14 protein-coding genes and 3 pseudogenes are annotated in these 15,672 nt (G+C 59.5%); 2 read left to right on the plus strand and 15 right to left on the minus strand.

Going from position 1 to position 15,672, the window contains the following annotated elements; genetic code table 11:
* Positions 1 to 132: 132 nt before the first annotated feature.
* Positions 133 to 1,350: an IS110 family transposase gene (locus tag ACIU1A_RS01280; RefSeq protein ID WP_404924724.1), complete on the plus strand. Its 1,218-nt coding sequence runs from the start codon at positions 133 to 135 to the stop codon at positions 1,348 to 1,350.
* An 18-nt stretch (positions 1,351 to 1,368) separates the two neighbouring features.
* Here ACIU1A_RS01280 and ACIU1A_RS01285 read toward each other — a convergent pair whose 3' ends face one another.
* Both ACIU1A_RS01285 and ACIU1A_RS01290 read right to left on the minus strand, forming a co-directional pair.
* Positions 1,369 to 1,881 carry a transposase gene (locus tag ACIU1A_RS01285; RefSeq protein WP_404926357.1) on the minus strand — a complete coding sequence of 171 codons (513 nt, stop codon included), beginning with the start codon at positions 1,879 to 1,881 and terminating at the stop codon, positions 1,369 to 1,371.
* A 25-nt stretch (positions 1,882 to 1,906) separates the two neighbouring features.
* A complete protein-coding gene (locus tag ACIU1A_RS01290) occupies positions 1,907 to 2,575 on the minus strand; it encodes a transposase (RefSeq protein WP_404928071.1) in 669 nt (222 codons plus the stop codon).
* A gap of 149 nt (positions 2,576 to 2,724) precedes the next feature.
* On the opposite strand from ACIU1A_RS01290, the pseudogene ACIU1A_RS01295 reads away from it, so the two are divergent.
* Positions 2,725 to 3,581, plus strand: a pseudogene (locus ACIU1A_RS01295) (IS630 family transposase); the annotation flags it as partial.
* On the opposite strand, the gene ACIU1A_RS01300 reads toward ACIU1A_RS01295, so the two are convergent.
* The 13 genes and pseudogenes from ACIU1A_RS01300 to ACIU1A_RS01360 form a co-directional block, all read right to left on the minus strand.
* Positions 3,578 to 3,835 carry a transposase gene (locus ACIU1A_RS01300; protein ID WP_404926358.1) on the minus strand — a complete coding sequence of 86 codons (258 nt, stop codon included), beginning with the start codon at positions 3,833 to 3,835 and terminating at the stop codon, positions 3,578 to 3,580. The pseudogene ACIU1A_RS01295 and the gene ACIU1A_RS01300 overlap by 4 nt on opposite strands.
* An 89-nt stretch (positions 3,836 to 3,924) precedes the next feature.
* Positions 3,925 to 4,495, minus strand: a pseudogene (locus ACIU1A_RS01305) (transposase); the annotation flags it as partial.
* 1,007 nt (positions 4,496 to 5,502) lie between these two features.
* Positions 5,503 to 6,327, minus strand: coding sequence for an ABC transporter permease (locus ACIU1A_RS01310; protein ID WP_404926359.1), 825 nt, complete (start codon positions 6,325 to 6,327; stop codon positions 5,503 to 5,505).
* A complete protein-coding gene (locus ACIU1A_RS01315; protein WP_404928072.1) occupies positions 6,320 to 6,649 on the minus strand; it encodes an ABC transporter permease subunit in 330 nt (109 codons plus the stop codon). The genes ACIU1A_RS01310 and ACIU1A_RS01315 overlap by 8 nt, the downstream gene beginning before the upstream one ends.
* The gene (locus ACIU1A_RS01320) at positions 6,634 to 7,233 is read right to left on the minus strand and encodes an ABC transporter permease (protein ID WP_404928092.1); all 600 of its coding nucleotides are present in this window, start codon (positions 7,231 to 7,233) and stop codon (positions 6,634 to 6,636) included. The genes ACIU1A_RS01315 and ACIU1A_RS01320 overlap by 16 nt, the downstream gene beginning before the upstream one ends.
* Positions 7,230 to 8,344, minus strand: a pseudogene (locus ACIU1A_RS01325) (ABC transporter ATP-binding protein). Before ACIU1A_RS01325 ends, ACIU1A_RS01320 begins: the two are co-directional and overlap by 4 nt.
* A 1,147-nt stretch (positions 8,345 to 9,491) precedes the next feature.
* Entirely contained in the window at positions 9,492 to 9,689 is a 198-nt protein-coding gene (locus ACIU1A_RS01330; protein WP_404926360.1) for a transposase, read from the minus strand.
* A gap of 90 nt (positions 9,690 to 9,779) precedes the next feature.
* Positions 9,780 to 9,917, minus strand: coding sequence for a zinc-binding dehydrogenase (locus ACIU1A_RS01335; protein WP_404928073.1), 138 nt, complete (start codon positions 9,915 to 9,917; stop codon positions 9,780 to 9,782).
* A 90-nt stretch (positions 9,918 to 10,007) separates the two neighbouring features.
* On the minus strand, positions 10,008 to 10,256 hold the full coding sequence (locus ACIU1A_RS01340) for a transposase (protein WP_404926361.1): 249 nt from the start codon (positions 10,254 to 10,256) through the stop codon (positions 10,008 to 10,010).
* Positions 10,216 to 10,398, minus strand: coding sequence for a hypothetical protein (locus ACIU1A_RS01345; RefSeq protein WP_404926362.1), 183 nt, complete (start codon positions 10,396 to 10,398; stop codon positions 10,216 to 10,218). Before ACIU1A_RS01345 ends, ACIU1A_RS01340 begins: the two co-directional genes overlap by 41 nt.
* 410 nt (positions 10,399 to 10,808) lie before the next feature.
* Positions 10,809 to 12,413, minus strand: coding sequence for a phytoene desaturase family protein (locus ACIU1A_RS01350; protein ID WP_404926363.1), 1,605 nt, complete (start codon positions 12,411 to 12,413; stop codon positions 10,809 to 10,811).
* A 58-nt stretch (positions 12,414 to 12,471) separates the two neighbouring features.
* A complete protein-coding gene (locus tag ACIU1A_RS01355; RefSeq protein WP_404926364.1) occupies positions 12,472 to 13,899 on the minus strand; it encodes an amidohydrolase family protein in 1,428 nt (475 codons plus the stop codon).
* 110 nt (positions 13,900 to 14,009) lie between these two features.
* Complete coding sequence (locus tag ACIU1A_RS01360; protein WP_404926365.1) at positions 14,010 to 15,119, minus strand: ABC transporter substrate-binding protein; 1,110 nt, start codon at positions 15,117 to 15,119, stop codon at positions 14,010 to 14,012.
* Positions 15,120 to 15,672: the final 553 nt, after the last annotated feature.

Raw genomic sequence — 15,672 nt, forward strand, 5'->3', positions numbered from 1 at the left:
GCGAGCTCGCGTTAGTAGCTGGCCGCCCCTGCGACCTGCCCGGTTGCGCCGAGAGCGCGGATCCGTAGGTGTCGCGTCGCCCGCCGCTCCCGACTGTTTGAGGAGAGGGAGCCGATGAGACGTGTGATTGGAATGGACATCCACCGCACCTTTGCGGAGGTGGTGGTTTGGGAAGACGGCCGGCTGCGCCATCACGGACGGGTCGACATGACCCGCTCGGGACTGGAAGGGTTCGGCCGCAGTTTGCGACGGACGGATGAGGTTGTCGTCGAGGCTACGGGCAACGCCATGGCGGTGGTGCGGGTTCTGTCGCCCTATGTCGGCCGGGTGATTGTCGCCAACCCGATGCAGGTGAAGGCGATCGCCCATGCCAGGATCAAGACCGACAAGATCGATGCCGGCGTTCTGGCGCAGCTCCATGCCAGCGGCTTTCTGCCGGAGGTCTGGGTTCCCGATGAGCGGACTGAGCGGCTTCGCCGCCTCGTCGCGCGGCGCAATCAGGTCGTGCGGCATCGCACGCGCGTGAAGAACGAGGTGCATGGCATCCTGCAGGCGCACCTCGTGCCGAAGTGCCCGCATGCCGATCTGTTCAACCGTCGGGGTCGCGCCTGGCTCGAGCAGCAGGTGCTTCCCGACGACGAGCGGGCCGCTATCGCCCGCCACATCCGCGAGATCGATCGCCTGGCCGAGGATTTGGCTGACCTCGATCGCGACATCGCCCGGGAAGCAGTTGATGATGTGCAAGTCCGGCGGCTTCAGACGATCACCGGCGTCAATGCCATCGTCGCGAGCGGTATCATCGCCGCCGTCGGCGACATCCGGCGGTTCCGCGAGCCGCAGAGGCTGGTGAGCTACTTCGGCCTCAATCCGCGTGTGCGCCAATCCGGTCTTGGCTTGGCGCAATATGGCCGGATCAGCAAACATGGGCGTTCCCATGCCCGCGCCATGCTGGTCGAGGCCGCCTGGGCAGCGGCGAAGGCGCCCGGACCGCTCAGGGCCTTCTTCCTGCGCATCCGCAACAAGCGTGGCCATCAGGTCGCAGCCGTGGCGGTCGCCCGCAAGCTCGCGGTGTTGATCTGGCATCTGCTGACAAAGGAGCAGGACTACTTCTGGGCTCGCCCGGCGCTGGTGGCGGCAAAGCAGAGGCAGCTCGCTCTTAAGGCTGGCGCGCCGGGCGAGCGCGGCGTCGGTCGCCGCGGTTCGGCTTACGCCTACAACGTGAAGGAGTTGCGAAACAGCGAGAAGGCCGCGGCCGAGAATGCCGAGCGTGCCTACGAGCTGATGGTTCGGCATTGGCGGTCACGCGGGCCGAAGCGGCGCACGGACGCCACAAAGGAGGAACGACTATAAGGCTGCGTGGCGGCACTCTCATCCCCTACACCACTCTTTGCCACGTGGTCGTCCGTGCCGGACAAATATAGCATAGGGAATGTGCCGGCACGACCGCCGTCTCGGTCCGCTCCAGACTGGCGCCGTGCTCGACGCAGTCAAGGCGTGGCCTGGAAACCTCGCAGCCGGCCGTGGCGCCACCGCACCGGCCAGCCTTGACTGCGTCTCGACACGCTCGCACGGAAAATCCTGTGGGCCGGGACGAAGAAACAGGCTCATCTGAAGCCGAACAAAGAAACGCCAGGAGTCGAAAAAGCCGAAATCAGGCTTGTCGATGTCATCCGTGGTGTAGATGATCCGGCGCACGCTTTCGGGGAAGGCGAAGAACGGTACCACGTGTTGCCAGTTGCGCCGCCAGCTCTGGGTGATTGCCGGATATCGCTGGCCCCAGTAGCCGGCCTCGAATTCCTCCAGGGCTTTCACGCCGGCTTCATCATCCATTGCCCGGTAGATCGCGCGCAGCGCCGGCACGACCGGCTTACGATCCTTCACGACACGAACTCCAGCGAATGGCGGATCAAATGCACGATGCAGGTTCGGACCAGGTCTGGGGGAAGACGGCGTTGATCGCCTCCGGAAAGCCCTTCAGGCCGTCGACGACGGCGATCAGGACGTCGGCGACGTCACGGCTCTTCAGTTCGTTCATGACGCGCAGCCAGAACTTGGCGCCCTCGGTCTGCTCGATCCAAATGCCGAGGATCTCCTTCGTGCCGTCCGGCAGGATGCCGAGCGCGATGTAGACGACCTTGTTGTGCACGAAGCCCTCGTCCCTGATCTTGACGCGGATCGCATCGAAGAAGACGAGCGGATAGATCGCATCCAGCGGGCGGTTCTGCCACTCGCCCACTTCCTCCAGGACGGCGTCGGTGACGGCCGAAATCAGGTCCGGCGACACGTCGATGCCGTAGAGCTCCTCCAGATGGCCGCGGATCTCGCGCACCGTCATGCCGCGCGCGTACCGGGAGACCTCGAAATCGAGAAAGCGGCGCTGGTATTTGGCGATCAGCTTCGGATCGAAGGTCCCGGCCCGGTCGGCGAGATCGACAGCGTCATGTTCGACTTGCCCGTCAAAACCGACTTCCTCGAATGGCCGTTGCGGCGGTTGGCGCTGCCGTCGGTGCGGTCGTCCTTCGAGATGCTCGTCGAGTTCAGCGTTCAGAATCCGTTCCGAAAGCGCCTTCTTCAGATCGTCGAGTAGCCGGTTTCCTTGGCGAACACCTCGTTGGGATCGCGGCCGGCAAGCAGTTGGTCCAGAAGTTCCTTCTCGATAGCCATGTGATGATTCTCTCCTTCCATCGTCATTGCCTCGCGCACAGAATTCCTGACAGTCCCTATCGCCCCGGGCGCGCACGCACTGTGTCGGACACACAGGTGGCCGAGGTGATCGAGCGCACGCTGAACACCAAGCCGAAGGACGCCACCCATTGGTCGATCCGTTCTATGGCTGCGGCGAAGGCCTGTCGCATACCACCATCCGCGGGATCTGGACCGCCTTCGGCCTGCAGCCGCACCGGAGCGAGACGTTCAAACTCTCGGCCGATCCGCTGTTCGTCGACAAGGAGCAGGACATCGTCGGCCTCTACATGTCACCGCCGCACCGGGCCATCGTGTTGTGCGTGGACGAGAAGTCCCAGATCCAGGCGCTAGATCGCGAGCAGCCGGTGCTGCCGATGGCACCTGGCGTGGCCGAGCGGAGAACTCACACCTACATCCGCCACGGCACAACGTCGCTGTTTGCCGCGCTCGCCATCGCAACAGGGGCGGTGATCGGAAAATGCCACAAGCGCCATCGGGCGACCGAGTTCCTGGACTTTCTCAAGAAGATCGATGCGGCCATGCCGGAAGGGCCGGAGGCGCATCTGTTGATGGACAATTACGCCACTCACAAGGCGCCCAAGATCAAGGCCTGGCTCGCGCGGCGCCCCCACTGGCACGTGCATTTCACGCCGACCTCGGCCGGCTGGATCAATCAGATGGAACTCTGGTTCGCCGAGCTGACGCGTAAGCAACTGCAACGGGGTGTCCACCGCTCCACCGCCGAACTGGAGGCCGACATCGCCGCCTTCATCGAGCCGCCTAACGAAAACCCCAAGCCCTAACGATGGATCAAATCTGCCGACGAAATCCTCGCCCCCGTCAAGCGGTTCTGCCACCGAACCCAGCTGACGCAAAACCTATGTGCCGAACTTTAGATCAGGTGACTAGCACGTGAGCTGACAAAACGCTTGTCGATGGCAAAACGCCTGTCGATGTCATCCGTCGTGTAGATGATGCGGCGCACGCTTTCGGGAAATGCGAAGAACGGCACTACATGAAGCCAGTTGCGCCGCCAGCTCTGAGCGATCGCGGGATAACGTTGGCTCCAGTTGCCGGCGTAGAAGGCATCGAGCGCGGCCAGGCCGGCTTCAGCGTCCTTGGCCCGGTATATCGCCCGCAGCGCCGGCACGACAGGCTTGCGATCTTTCCAGCATACGAACTCTCCAGCGAGTGGCGGATTAGATGCACGATGCAGGTCTGCACGACCGTTTGCGGGAACACGGCGTTGATCGCTTCTGGAAAGCCCTTCAGGCCCTCGACGACGGCGATCAGGATGTCGGCGACACCTCGTTTTTCAGCTCGTTCATGACGCGCAGCCAGAATTTGGCGCCTTCCATCTGCTCGATCCAGATACCAAATCTCCTTGCAGCCGTCGGGAAGGACGCCGAGCGCAATGTAGAACGCCTTGTTGCGAACGAAGCCCTCGTCGCGGACCTTGACCCGGATGGCGTCGAAGAAGACCAAGGGAAAGCAGGCGTCCAACGGCCTGTTCTGCCATTTCGGCGACCTCCTCGAGCGCTCACGCCGCGCGCAGACCTTGGCGTCGAAATCGGGAAAGCGGCGTTGATACTTGGCGATCAACTTCGGGTCAAAGGAGCCGGCACCGTCACGCGGGATCGAAAGTTCGAGCTTCGACGTGCCCGTCAGAGTCTTCTTCGAATGTCCGTTGCGGCGGTTCGCCAGCCCTTCGGCCTGCTCCTCATCAAGATGATCATCCAGTTCGGCGTTCAGTATCCGCTCCGAAAGCGCCTTCTTCAGGTCGTCGAGCAAAACCGTCCCTGGCAAACAGCTCCTGTGCGGCTGATTTCGGAAGGCCTCGAGAACTTCGCTGCGGAGTTCCGTTGACGTGCTACGCGCCGGACTTGCGACAGTGCCTGGATCACGGTCGATGATACGTCGGTGCGCCACGCCTATCAGACGGCTACACCACTTAGATGGCGATGATCTCTTCACCGCGTTCCGTACCGGGCGGTCCAAGTCACGTGAGGCCTTCCTGGCGACGCTGCATGCCGGGCACAGCGATTACATCATCAATGAAGAGGCCTTGGCCTAATGCGCGGCCGCGACCTCGCCGGTCCGGTGATCAACCCGCTGGCGGCTGCGCCGCACAAGGCATTTGCCGGCAGCGCCGCATGGGAGACGCATTTGGCGGCGCTGGGCCTTGACCAGCTCGCGGTTGAACCCAACCGGTCAGGAGCGCCACTGAAGGGGCGATGTGGGGGGCAATCCGCTACCACGGCTTTCTCGCCGATACAGTCGTCGTATCCGATGATGCCGGCCAGTTCCGCATTGGCGGGCAAGCGCCGTGCTAGATCGACACGCACAAATTGATACCCATGAATTCGGATCAACGTCAGGCCGTCGACATTATGCGCCAGTTGATCTGGTGGTTCTATCGCGTCCGGAAGAGCTACCAAGCTAATCCATGCCCCCGAAGGGGAGCCGCACTGCGGGCCTCTCCGGCGGAGCCGTCAGTGAGGCAGACAAGAAACGCCCGCGACGTCCTGCTCGGCCCGATGAAGACCTGCACCAAGCTCGACATCTCATTCTTACGCTGGCGACCGCCTCCGCATACTCGCACAGCCGCCGCCTGCGGACATCGTTAGGCAAGCCGCTCAAGCCTGACAATCTGCCCCGGTTACGGGGCGATTCTCTTATGCTCATCGGGTCACTCGGAACCGCGCAGGTGACAACGGTCGCGCAAGCGTCAGCTTGCTGCGCAGCGCCGGCGAGGGCCTCGCCAGCCGCTGTTGATGTCACCTGAAGCGCAGGCTGGGCGGGAACGGGATCAGGAATTCAGGAATTCGCTCTGTTCTGGAATAGGCGTATCGTGCCCATCAGCAGGATTGTGACGGCCACGATGATCGTGGAGACGACTGCGATGACCGGGGTGAGATTGAAGTCGATGTCCTCGAACAGCTTCCTGGTTATCGTCTTGCCCTCAATGCCGGAGATGAAAAAGGCGACGGTTGCCTCATCGAACGAGGAGACGAAGGCGAAAACCGCGCCGGTGATCACGCCAGGGGTGATTTGTGGCAGGACGATTTCGAAGAAGGCGCGTCCGCGCCCCGCCCCGCAATTAAGGGCAGCCATTTCGAGAATGGGATCGAAGCGCTGCAGCGATGCCGAGACGGCAATGACCACATAGGGGACGGTCAGCATGGTGTGCGCCAACAGAAAGCCGAAAAAGTTTCCCGTTAGCTGAAGCGGCGCGAAGAAAAGATAAAGTGCGATCGCCATGATGATATGCGGAACAATCAGTGGGCTGAGCGCTAAACCGAGGACAAGTGATTTCCCCGGCAGATCGCCTCGCACCAAACCGACCGCAGCAAGGGTTCCGATGAGCGTCGCTGAAATGGTGGTGAAGAAGGCGATGCGCAAGCTGAAGAGCGTCGCCGCGATCCAGTCGGGATCGCTGAAAAATTCCCCGTACCATTTCAACGTCAGCCCGGAGGGCGGGAACTCAATGTAGGGGGCACTCCCGAACGAGATCGGTATGACGATCAGCGTGGGCAAAATCAGGAAGAACAGGATGAGCCCAATAACAGCGCCTGCGGCGAGTTTGCCGAGCACGAGGGGACGAAACGGGCGCGTCTGGCTCAAGGCGATCGTCTCAGACATTGGCGAATCCTCTAGACGTGGCCAAGACCCTGCGGAACATGAACGTGAGTACCAAGGTGACGACAAGAAGTACCGTCGCCAGTGCGCCAGCAAACGACCAGTTGAGCAAGACCGTCGTCTGCTGTCCGATCAATGTCGCCATCATCAGCGTCTGAGGGCCGCCCACCATGGCCGGCGTAACGTAGAAACCGAGGGCAAGGATGAAGGTCATCAGCGTGCCGGCGAAGACGCCGGGCAGACTGAGCGGCAAGGTCACCTTGAAAAAAGTGGTGAAGACGCCGGCGCCGAGGTTCGCGGCGGCCTGGGTCAGTTCCTTTGGAATGTCCGCAGGGCGCCGTAGATCGGCAGGACCATGAACGGCAGCATCACATGTACCATCGCGACGATCACCGCGCTTTCGGTATAGATCATCCTGAGCGGTTCTTCGATGATGCCGGTTCCGATGAGGATGTCGTTGAGGACGCCCTTGCGCTGCAACAGAATGATCCAGGCATATGAGCGCACAAGAACTGAGGTCCATAACGGGATCAGGACGCAGGCTGCAATCCAGAGGGTGAGCTTGCCGCCCGTCCGCGCCATGGCGAAGGCAACCGGATATCCAAGGACGAAGGCACCGAGCGTCGTCACAAATGCAATCCAGAGCGTACGCAGCAGAACCTTCAGATAAAGCGGTTCGATGAACATGCGGACATAGTTGTCGAGGGTGAAGCCTGGGTCGAACAGGCTGCCGACCAGCATGCGGCCCACCGGGTATAGAAAGCTAAAGAATAAAAGCAGAAGGAGGGGCAGCAGCAGCACAGCCGTCAAGAGCGGGGGATATCTACCACCGGTTCCGGTGACCACGAAGAGCCGCCCAAAACGTGGCGCGGGGGCGGGACTCACGGAAGACGCGTCCAGACTGCTCATTGGCCGCCGCCCTTGCCTGTAAACAGGTGAATGGAATCGGCTTGGAACAGGACGTCGACCGCATCGCCGCGCGCGAATTCCGACAGGTTTCGGATTGCCGATGTCTGGATATGCAGTGGGGGACCGTTGCGTCCATCGATGTTAACCAGAAGAATCTGGTGCGTGCCGAGATAGATCGAGGTGTCGACGGTTCCGGCGATGGCGTGCGGTCCGCCGGATCCGCGTGCGGCAAGGGAGATGTTCTCCGGCCGGATCGCGGCCTGCAGTAACAGTCCGGGAGAAAGCTCAAAGGCGTGTCCGTTGAGCGAGCGCGTCACGCTGAGCGTCGAGTCGTTGGTGAACCTGATCTGGTGGCCGGCCTTCTCGGATCCCAGATATTCGACCGGCAGAAAGTTCATCTTGCCGATGAAATCCGCGACGAACGGAGAGGCGGGCTCGCTGTAGAGGCTGGCGGGGCTGCCGATCTGGGCAATTTGACCATCGTTCATGACCGCGATGCGGTCCGACATAGTCAATGCTTCCTCCTGATCGTGGGTCACATAGATGACGGTAACGCCAAGACGCTGCTGAAGAGTCTTGATCTCGATCTGCAGCTGTTCGCGCAGTTTCTTATCGAGCGCGCCGAGGGGCTCGTCCATCAGGAGCACGGGGGCTCGAAGACCAGCGCCCGCGCGAGGGCAACACGCTGCTGCTGTCCCCCCGACAATTGGGTGGGCATCCGGCTGCCGTAGGCGTCGAGCTGGACCATGGCGAGAGCTTCGCCGACCCGCCGCGCGATCTGCGCGCGATCGATCTTGCGCATACGCAGGGGGAAGGAGACGTTGTCTTTCACCGACATGTGGGGGAAGAGGGCATATTTCTGGAACACCATGCCGACATTGCGTTTGTTGGGAGCAACATGCGTCACATCGGTCGCCCCGATCTCGATGAGACCCGAAGTCGGCAGCTCAAAGCCCGCGATCATCATCAAGAGGGTCGTTTTGCCTGAACCCGAAGGCCCCAGGAGCGAGAGAAATTCTCCCGCTTTCACATCGACAGACACAGCCTCAACCGCCGTGACAGATCCATAGCGTTTCACGATTTCACTGACCGTGACTCTTTCACCATTAATGGCAGTTTCGCTCCCCAATAGGATGATCTATCTCACGATCAAGCAGGCGATCCCCTTCGACCGCGCGTCGGCCCTTTCCGTCAAGATGAACGCTTTTCTTGCCATTAGCTGTAGATCCTCTTGCATTAGCAGTCGGAGCATGAAGCGACACCAGATGTTGTCGCCACTAGAACCCAGACGTATAGGGGCATACCACAACCAACGATTTTCGGTCGCAAAGAGTCTATGAATTTCATTGAAGGATCTGTTGCAACACTCGACCGAGACGCAACGTGGATTTGGCCACCTGCTGATCAGGCAGTAACTGCTTGGCCGGGGAGGAGTCGAAAGGTAATCGGCTGACAGTGCCGCGTGAGAGGGCCGTGCCAAGCATCCATGACAATACTAGAAGGCACTCAGCATGTCGGCCAGTTGGCGACGGCTCTCAAAGACCCGGATGCGACCTTCCGCCGGCCGTCGTCGCTCTCGGCAGAGAGCTTCTCGATCATCTTGCAGCACTGGATGACCGCATTGCTGCGTTGAGCGGGCGCGTCAAGGAGGTTGCAAAAACAGATGATACCGCTCGGCGGCTGGTGACGTCCCAGGCATCGGTCCGATTTGCGCCGCTGCGATGGCGACGGTCGCTCCGCCCTCAACCTTCACGAAGGGACGTGATTTTGCTGCCTAGCTGAGGCTCACGCCGAAACAGAACTCGAGGGGGAAAAACGCGATTGGGCAAGACATCGAAGCATCGAAGCTGGGGCAGCGTGACTTACGTCGTCATTTGATCCTTGGGGCAATGGCCGTGGTGCAACAGGCATCGCAGCCAGATGCGACCGCAGGATCTTGGTTGCGCGAAAGCCGAAAATGCTGGTCGCGGCTGCGCTGGTAAACAAGATCGCCCGTGTCGCTTGGGCCTTGATGGCCAACTGCGGGGCTACCAGACTCCGGCTGCCGCCTGACGGCGACTGGCTGGAGATGTTTGAATGCGGCGATTGAGCGGAGGTTTATGGGCGAAAAGTCGAAAAGGACGGGATCGGAATATCCAGTCCTTATGTAAGTGTCTTTGAATACGGTTAACCGATTTGGGTCGACACACCTCCCAAGACACACCGCGTTCAGCTTCTCCAGTGGGTCGCCGGCCTCGCTCAGCCGCACATAACGCTCATCAATGTCCCAGAACGCCGCCTGTGCCTCCGAGCAAACAAAGCGAAGTAAATCCAAATGCGTTCCCGATTGAGAGACATCTGAAAAAAGCCGGCTCGGTGATGCCCATCTTGCGGATCGCCTGGGCCACCGGCGTGCCGCTCTCGACGTAGCGCAGAGCAAATGCGATCTGCTGTTCCGTGTAGCGCGTCTTCTTCATGGCACTGACCCTCCTTAAGGATCAAACTGCCAAAAAAGTTGTCCTCCCAATGGACCAGTTTGATGGGTCAGGACCAGTTCGCCCGCGGCTCTAAATCACCACCACCACTTTGCCCATGACCTTGCGGGCGGCTAGATGGCCGATGGCGTCGGCGCCGCGGGCAAGGGAAAAGCGCTCGGAGATGTGCGGCTTGATCTTGCCGGCGGCAAACTCACGGTCGTTATGCAGGTTTCCTAATTGTTATTCAGGCTCTTCCGTGGGATTGCGAACAGCGGCGGTGGCTGAACGTGCCGCGGCTTCGTAGAAGCGACGTCCGCATCATGCCGTCGCCACAGAACCGGGCGAACAGATTCTCGGCCGCCTTTGCCTGCGTGAGATGCTCCCGGAACTGCCAGATCGTCTTGGCGTCCGAAACCCTGTCGCCGAGCCCCCGAGGAAACGCATCAACGACAGCCGGTCCTGGATCTGGAACTCGGCCTGGTCGTCCGATAGGCCGTAGAGCGCCTGGAGACCATGATCTTGATCATCATCCCGGGTCGTAGGATGGCCCACCACCCTTCGCGCCATCGGAACGCTTCAGCGCTTTGGCCAGCGGCTTGCGAAAAACGTCCCACCGGACCAGCGCGTTCAGCTTCTCAAGCGGATCGCCGACCTCGCTCAGCCGCACATAGCGCTCGTCAATGTCCCAGAAGCCCGCTTGTCCCCGCATCCGCAGCCTCCCGCAAATCACCACGACAGTGAATCAGAAAACGGCGGCTATGGGGAGGTTCTTCGGGGAGTCCAGGTGACAGGATCAGGTTCATCTTTTCTCCGGCCCCGCATGCTGACTTTTGCGCGACCATCCTAATGGTCGAAAAAGAATACTTGTTCCGGAAGGGAAGGTCTGATGAGGCATCAATATCGACCCTTCGAACCTTCCGCGGCGCGCGCCGAAACTTTGCCCGCAATATGAAAGAGAGGAGGGGCTCGATCAGCACCGGCAATTGCCCCCTCTGAAGTTATGAATTTCCCAATAAACCCTTGCGTTTCATGACGATCAGCTTCGGGGCAACCCTTGCGTTGGTTGACAACCGGCGACATTCTGGGGCGGGGAAACGACTGAACCGTCACCTAAGCATTTTATGCCGCGCGTGCCGGACGTTTCCCAAGATCCTTCAGGATTTCCCGCGCCGCGTTGTGGCCGGGCACGCCAGAGACACCACCTCCGGGATGGCACGACGCTCCGCATTGATAGAGTCCTCTGATCGGCGATCGATAGTCCGAATAGTGAGGCACGGGCCGCATGAAGAACATCTGATCAAAGGACATGTCCCCGTGATTGATATGGCCGTTAGGGATGTTGAGCTGCTCCTCGATATCCTTAGGTAGGAGGAGCTGCGTATCTATCACACCGTTGGAGAACCCGGGTGCGAACTGGTCAATGGTTTCGAGCACAGACTTCAGGAAGCTCGGGCGCTCCTGTCCCCAAGAGCCGTTCGTCAATTCATATGATGTATGTCCGCCATAGATTTGAACAATATGCTTTCCTTTCGGGGCCAGGCCGGGTTCGAGGACGGTTGGGATCGTCATGATCATGGACGGTCGCGAAGAATACCAGCCGGGTTTCGCCTCTTCATAGGCCTGTTCGAGATATCCCATGTCGGGAGCGATCTGGACGATCGGCGGGCTGTCCATGCCGGCGTCCTGTTTGCTGAAAGACGAGAACTGCGGAGCTTTCTCGCATGCAATATTCAACTTGAACGCGGCCCCGTTCGTCTTGAACTGCGCGATGTCCGAGACGAATTCATTTGGAAGGTCAGTTGCCGCCACGAGCTTTCCGAACAACACCTTGGCGTTCAGATTTCCCACAACAGTTCGGGCGGTGTACTCATCTCCGCGACTGGTTACGACGGAATGCACTCGGCCGTTGCGCGTCTCGATCTTCGTGACATCGCTATTGAGGCGGATCTCGACGCCATGATCCTGCGCGCATTGAGCCATCGCCTTGGTGATGGACCCCATTCCACCGACGATCTGGCCGCTGATCGCATCTTCCTCTGCGCGGCCCGTGCTTCCGCCGTGCAACGCAAGCCAAGCGGATCCGGGAGTCTTGGGACCGATCAGGCTGCCGCCCACCGCAAACGCGAACGCGGCCTTCACTTCACTGCTTTCGAACCAACGGCTCAGATATTCATCCGAACTCTGTGTGAATAGATCTATGAGTTTATAAAAATCGCCACCTACATTACGGTGGCCCCACAGGAAGCTCGCCGTCTTCAGCCGGGAACTCAACGAAGTGGCCACAATGTCAATTGGCGTCTGCAGCTTGAGGTCGTGAACAAATTCCGAGACGCCCGACAGATACTTGCGGAACTCCGGATACCGCGCGGCATCGGCCTTGGAAAACCGGGCCAAGACCGCCTGCATCTGTTTAGTGTCGCCCCCTACCATCATTGAGCGCTTTTGGTCCACGGGGCGGAACATGCGATAGTCTGCCTTGAAGGATCGAAGTCCATATCTCTTGAGTTCGAGGTCGGAGACCACCTTAGGATGAAGTTGGGCGGCGACATAAGAGAAAACGGAGAAGGTGAAGCCGGGAATAATCTCCTCGGACAGGGCCGCGCCACCAACGATATGCCGACGCTCAAGCACCAGCACTTTCAGCCCGGCTTTCGCCAGATAGCAGCTGCAGGCAAGACCGTTATTGCCGGCCCCAATTACGATTGCATCAAAAACTTTCGACATGGACCGTTTCGGCGCTCCCACTAGTGCTGAGTTCTTCGATTATAGTCGATCTGAGCGCTCAGTTAGACAGACTGGCTGCCAAAAGATCGCGCTGGTGCACCGCCTCGGCGAGAATCGCATCCTGATCCATCGTGGCAAGGCGGCCCTTCTCCATTACAATCCTGCCGTCGATTATGACAGTATCGACAGGGATCATGGATGAGGATAGCGATAACAAGATTCCCGTGTCGTCACGCCAGGACAGGTGGGTGATGTCGCGGGCCTCCCTGATCACCACGTCCGCGCGCTTGCCGACCGTTAGACTGCCAAGCCTGTCGCCGAGGCCCACATTGTTCGCCGCGTCGATCGTTTGCATGTAGAAGGGATCGGCGTCGTTTAGCCGCTCCCCGAACGATGCGGAAAGATAAAGACTGAGAAGCCCAGCGATTCCGATCGGATGGATAACGGTTGTATCGACGCCCAGTGATACACTTACACCCTTCTTGTAAAGGTAAGGAAACCAACATCTATGCGGCGGCGTTATTCGATAACCTAACGCATTGTTGGGACACCACGACAGACCGGGTTTGTTTGATAGAATGAGCTCGATATCATTTTCATCTAGGACGTTCATATGCGCCAGCGTGGTGTTGGGATTCAGTGCACCTACCCTGTTCATACGCACTGCGCCGGTGTCGCCCCATTTTTTCTTTTCTTCGACATCGAACTCGGCATTGAATGACTGGTGCTGCCAAAAAATGACCTTGGATTGGGATGACAGCTTCACGGCTTCTCGCGTGAGGTCGTCCGTGGCTGTAGCTTCTCCGTAAAGTCCGACATAACCGCGTACCAGAGCGTTTTCGTCCTTGTTTCGGGCAATCTCGTGCTTCCACTGGTCAATGACCCGGCGGGCATCGGCGGGAGCGCGCTTTTTTAGTGCATCGGGCATCATATGAGGCCAGAGTTCTTCATAAGTCGACAAGTCGTCCCAAGCGAACGGGGCTGAGACCATCGCGCGGACTCCGCACTTGGTCATCGATTCGGCGAAAGCATCCGTCTCGAAAACCGTGCCAGATTCGAAGAACAGTGTGAATCCACGTTGCAACATAGAACATGCAGCGGCGGCAGTATACGCAGCGGTAATTGTCGGGTTGGTTGCACTCTTCAGCGTGGAATAATTCACCTTTGTTGCGGCGGTATTCTGAGGTGAAAAAGGAGCGCCGTGATATGCCATGGCCGTCATATGCAGGTGCGTCTCGATGAAGCCGGGATGCACCAAAGCGCCGCGAGCATCTATCTTTTGGGTACTCTCGTAAGAGGACAATATTTCGGACTCGGGACCAACGCCTACAATGACGCTATCCTTAATGGCGATCGCACCGGGTCGATAGTGCGGCTGATCCCTGTCTCCAGTGAAGATGTCCCCATTCACGATCAGGGTGTCGACGGTCTTCTTGTGCATGATGATGTGATCCCAGGCGCCTATTTCTTTCTCGGTACCGCACATTGGCTGCCGAGTTCCATATCGGCCTGGGAATTGCTCGGCGGCAGCAATGCCCATTTCCGCAAGGCGAGCTGGGCGGGAGCAAAAGCGCCCCCCCAACGCAATTTGTGAGTTTATCCGCTGATCCACACAGTCCAGCGCTCGATGAGCTTCTGTCGATTTTCCGCCAGCCACGCCGGATCCGACTTCACGGTCGTGGGCAGATGCGCGGTCACGAGCGTCGACTCGAAATCGTCGTCCAGGAATTCGCCTAGATGCTTGTTAGGCGGCGCGTAATTTAGCCGCCTAGCGTGTTCCGCATGCGCCTGCGGACGCGTGTAGAGGTAGTTCAGCAGCGCTTTGGCTGCGATCGCATGTGGCGCGCCCTTGGTGACGGCGAGCGCGGTCGCGTCAAACATCGCGCCGTTCCACACGATGGAGATTGGAAAGCCTTCCTCGCGCAGCTTTACGGCACGTCCGTTCCAGACCATTGTTGCAACCACTTCCTTGGTACGGAACAGTTGCTGGCTCTGGTCACCGCTGGTCCACCAAGCGACGATGTTTGGCCTGAGCTCGTCGAGCTTCTTGAACGCGCGGTCGAGGTCGAGTGGGTAGACGTCCTTTGGCTTTACGCCGTCCGCGAGCAATGCGGCGCTCAGCACGTACCAAGGGCTGCCGTAGTTTGGGAGCGCTCGGGGTCCTGGGAACGCCTTGACGTCCCAGAAATCGGCCCAGCTCTTCATGCCGCCGTTCGGAAACGCGCTTTCGTCGTACGCGAGAACCGAGCCCGCTGCGTCGAAGAGAACCGCGTTCCCAAGACATGACCCGTCGATCCCCTCGGACACAACCTTGGACAACTCCGAACAATCTCCCAAATCTTCGGTATAATTCACGAGCTCCGGCGACCGTACGGAATCGTTGGTCGTCGCAACGATGTCCCACTGCATCGTGTTCGTTTCGCTCATGGCGCGCAGACTTGCTATTCGTTCCGAATAACTGCCGCTGACAAAGGCCGTCTCGATCCCGGTCTCGGCGGTGAAGGGATTGAAGAACAACTCCTTTAGGGTATCGAGGTAGACGCCACCGCCGATAGCGACGACCACCTTCGTCTGTCCTGCCGCCTTGGCCGCCGCAACCAGTTCGTCGACCGAGGCGGCCGCCGCGCGCGAAGCCCAAAGGCTGGATGCTGATGACATGAGCGCCAATCCTGCGGCGCTTTTGATAAATTGACGTCGGTTAGCCATCGGGACACTCCCCTTGTTTTTGTTCTGACGGCTACAATCCAAGGAAACGAAGCGTCAGGGAAGGCAAGAACTGTTATGCGCCATCACGTATCATTTTGCGGGGGAACGATTTGGGCTCCGAAGCCTTTGCGTCGTAACACACTGGCCGGGCATGCTTGAAGCTTTGCCGTCGCCTCGTTGACCTCGCGTCGTTGCGCCGGCGGGTGATGCAAACCCTCTGCTTGGTAGACTCTGGTCAATCGCCTCCCTGTCATAACGACGGTACGCTCTCATCACCAGATCAATCGGTGATGAGAGTACAAGCAGCGCCTGGCCCGCTCCGGGTCCGTACATATGATGTTTCCCGTCAATCGCACCCGGATAAGCACACTTGTCAACGGCCAACGTTTCCAACTCGGCCAATCCGATACTCCACGCCGCGTCGGCAGCCTGCAAGTAGAATGGCTCCGCGCCGTCCGACGCTGGGTGCATCCGCAGGCGACACCACGTTTACCATGGTCGTCGCTCGCACGGTATGTCGTGTTGACAAGAAGGGGAGACGCTTTCCCTTTTC

This window comes from Mesorhizobium maamorense, from assembly GCF_044998965.1.
Classification (GTDB): domain Bacteria; phylum Pseudomonadota; class Alphaproteobacteria; order Rhizobiales; family Rhizobiaceae; genus Mesorhizobium.

What these genes read in the sequence shown, in the direction of transcription:
- ACIU1A_RS01280 (WP_404924724.1), top strand. Translation starts at nt 133, where the DNA reads ATGGACATCCACCGCACCTTTGCGGAGGTGGTGGTTTGGGAAGACGGC.
- ACIU1A_RS01310 (WP_404926359.1), bottom strand. Translation starts at nt 6,327, where the DNA reads ATGTCTGAGACGATCGCCTTGAGCCAGACGCGCCCGTTTCGTCCCCTC.
- ACIU1A_RS01320 (WP_404928092.1), bottom strand. Translation starts at nt 7,233, where the DNA reads ATGAGCAGTCTGGACGCGTCTTCCGTGAGTCCCGCCCCCGCGCCACGT.
- ACIU1A_RS01330 (WP_404926360.1), bottom strand. Translation starts at nt 9,689, where the DNA reads ATGAAGAAGACGCGCTACACGGAACAGCAGATCGCATTTGCTCTGCGC.
- ACIU1A_RS01340 (WP_404926361.1), bottom strand. Translation starts at nt 10,256, where the DNA reads ATGGCGCGAAGGGTGGTGGGCCATCCTACGACCCGGGATGATGATCAA.
- ACIU1A_RS01345 (WP_404926362.1), bottom strand. Translation starts at nt 10,398, where the DNA reads ATGCGGGGACAAGCGGGCTTCTGGGACATTGACGAGCGCTATGTGCGG.
- ACIU1A_RS01350 (WP_404926363.1), bottom strand. Translation starts at nt 12,413, where the DNA reads ATGTCGAAAGTTTTTGATGCAATCGTAATTGGGGCCGGCAATAACGGT.
- ACIU1A_RS01355 (WP_404926364.1), bottom strand. Translation starts at nt 13,899, where the DNA reads ATGTGCGGTACCGAGAAAGAAATAGGCGCCTGGGATCACATCATCATG.
- ACIU1A_RS01360 (WP_404926365.1), bottom strand. Translation starts at nt 15,119, where the DNA reads ATGGCTAACCGACGTCAATTTATCAAAAGCGCCGCAGGATTGGCGCTC.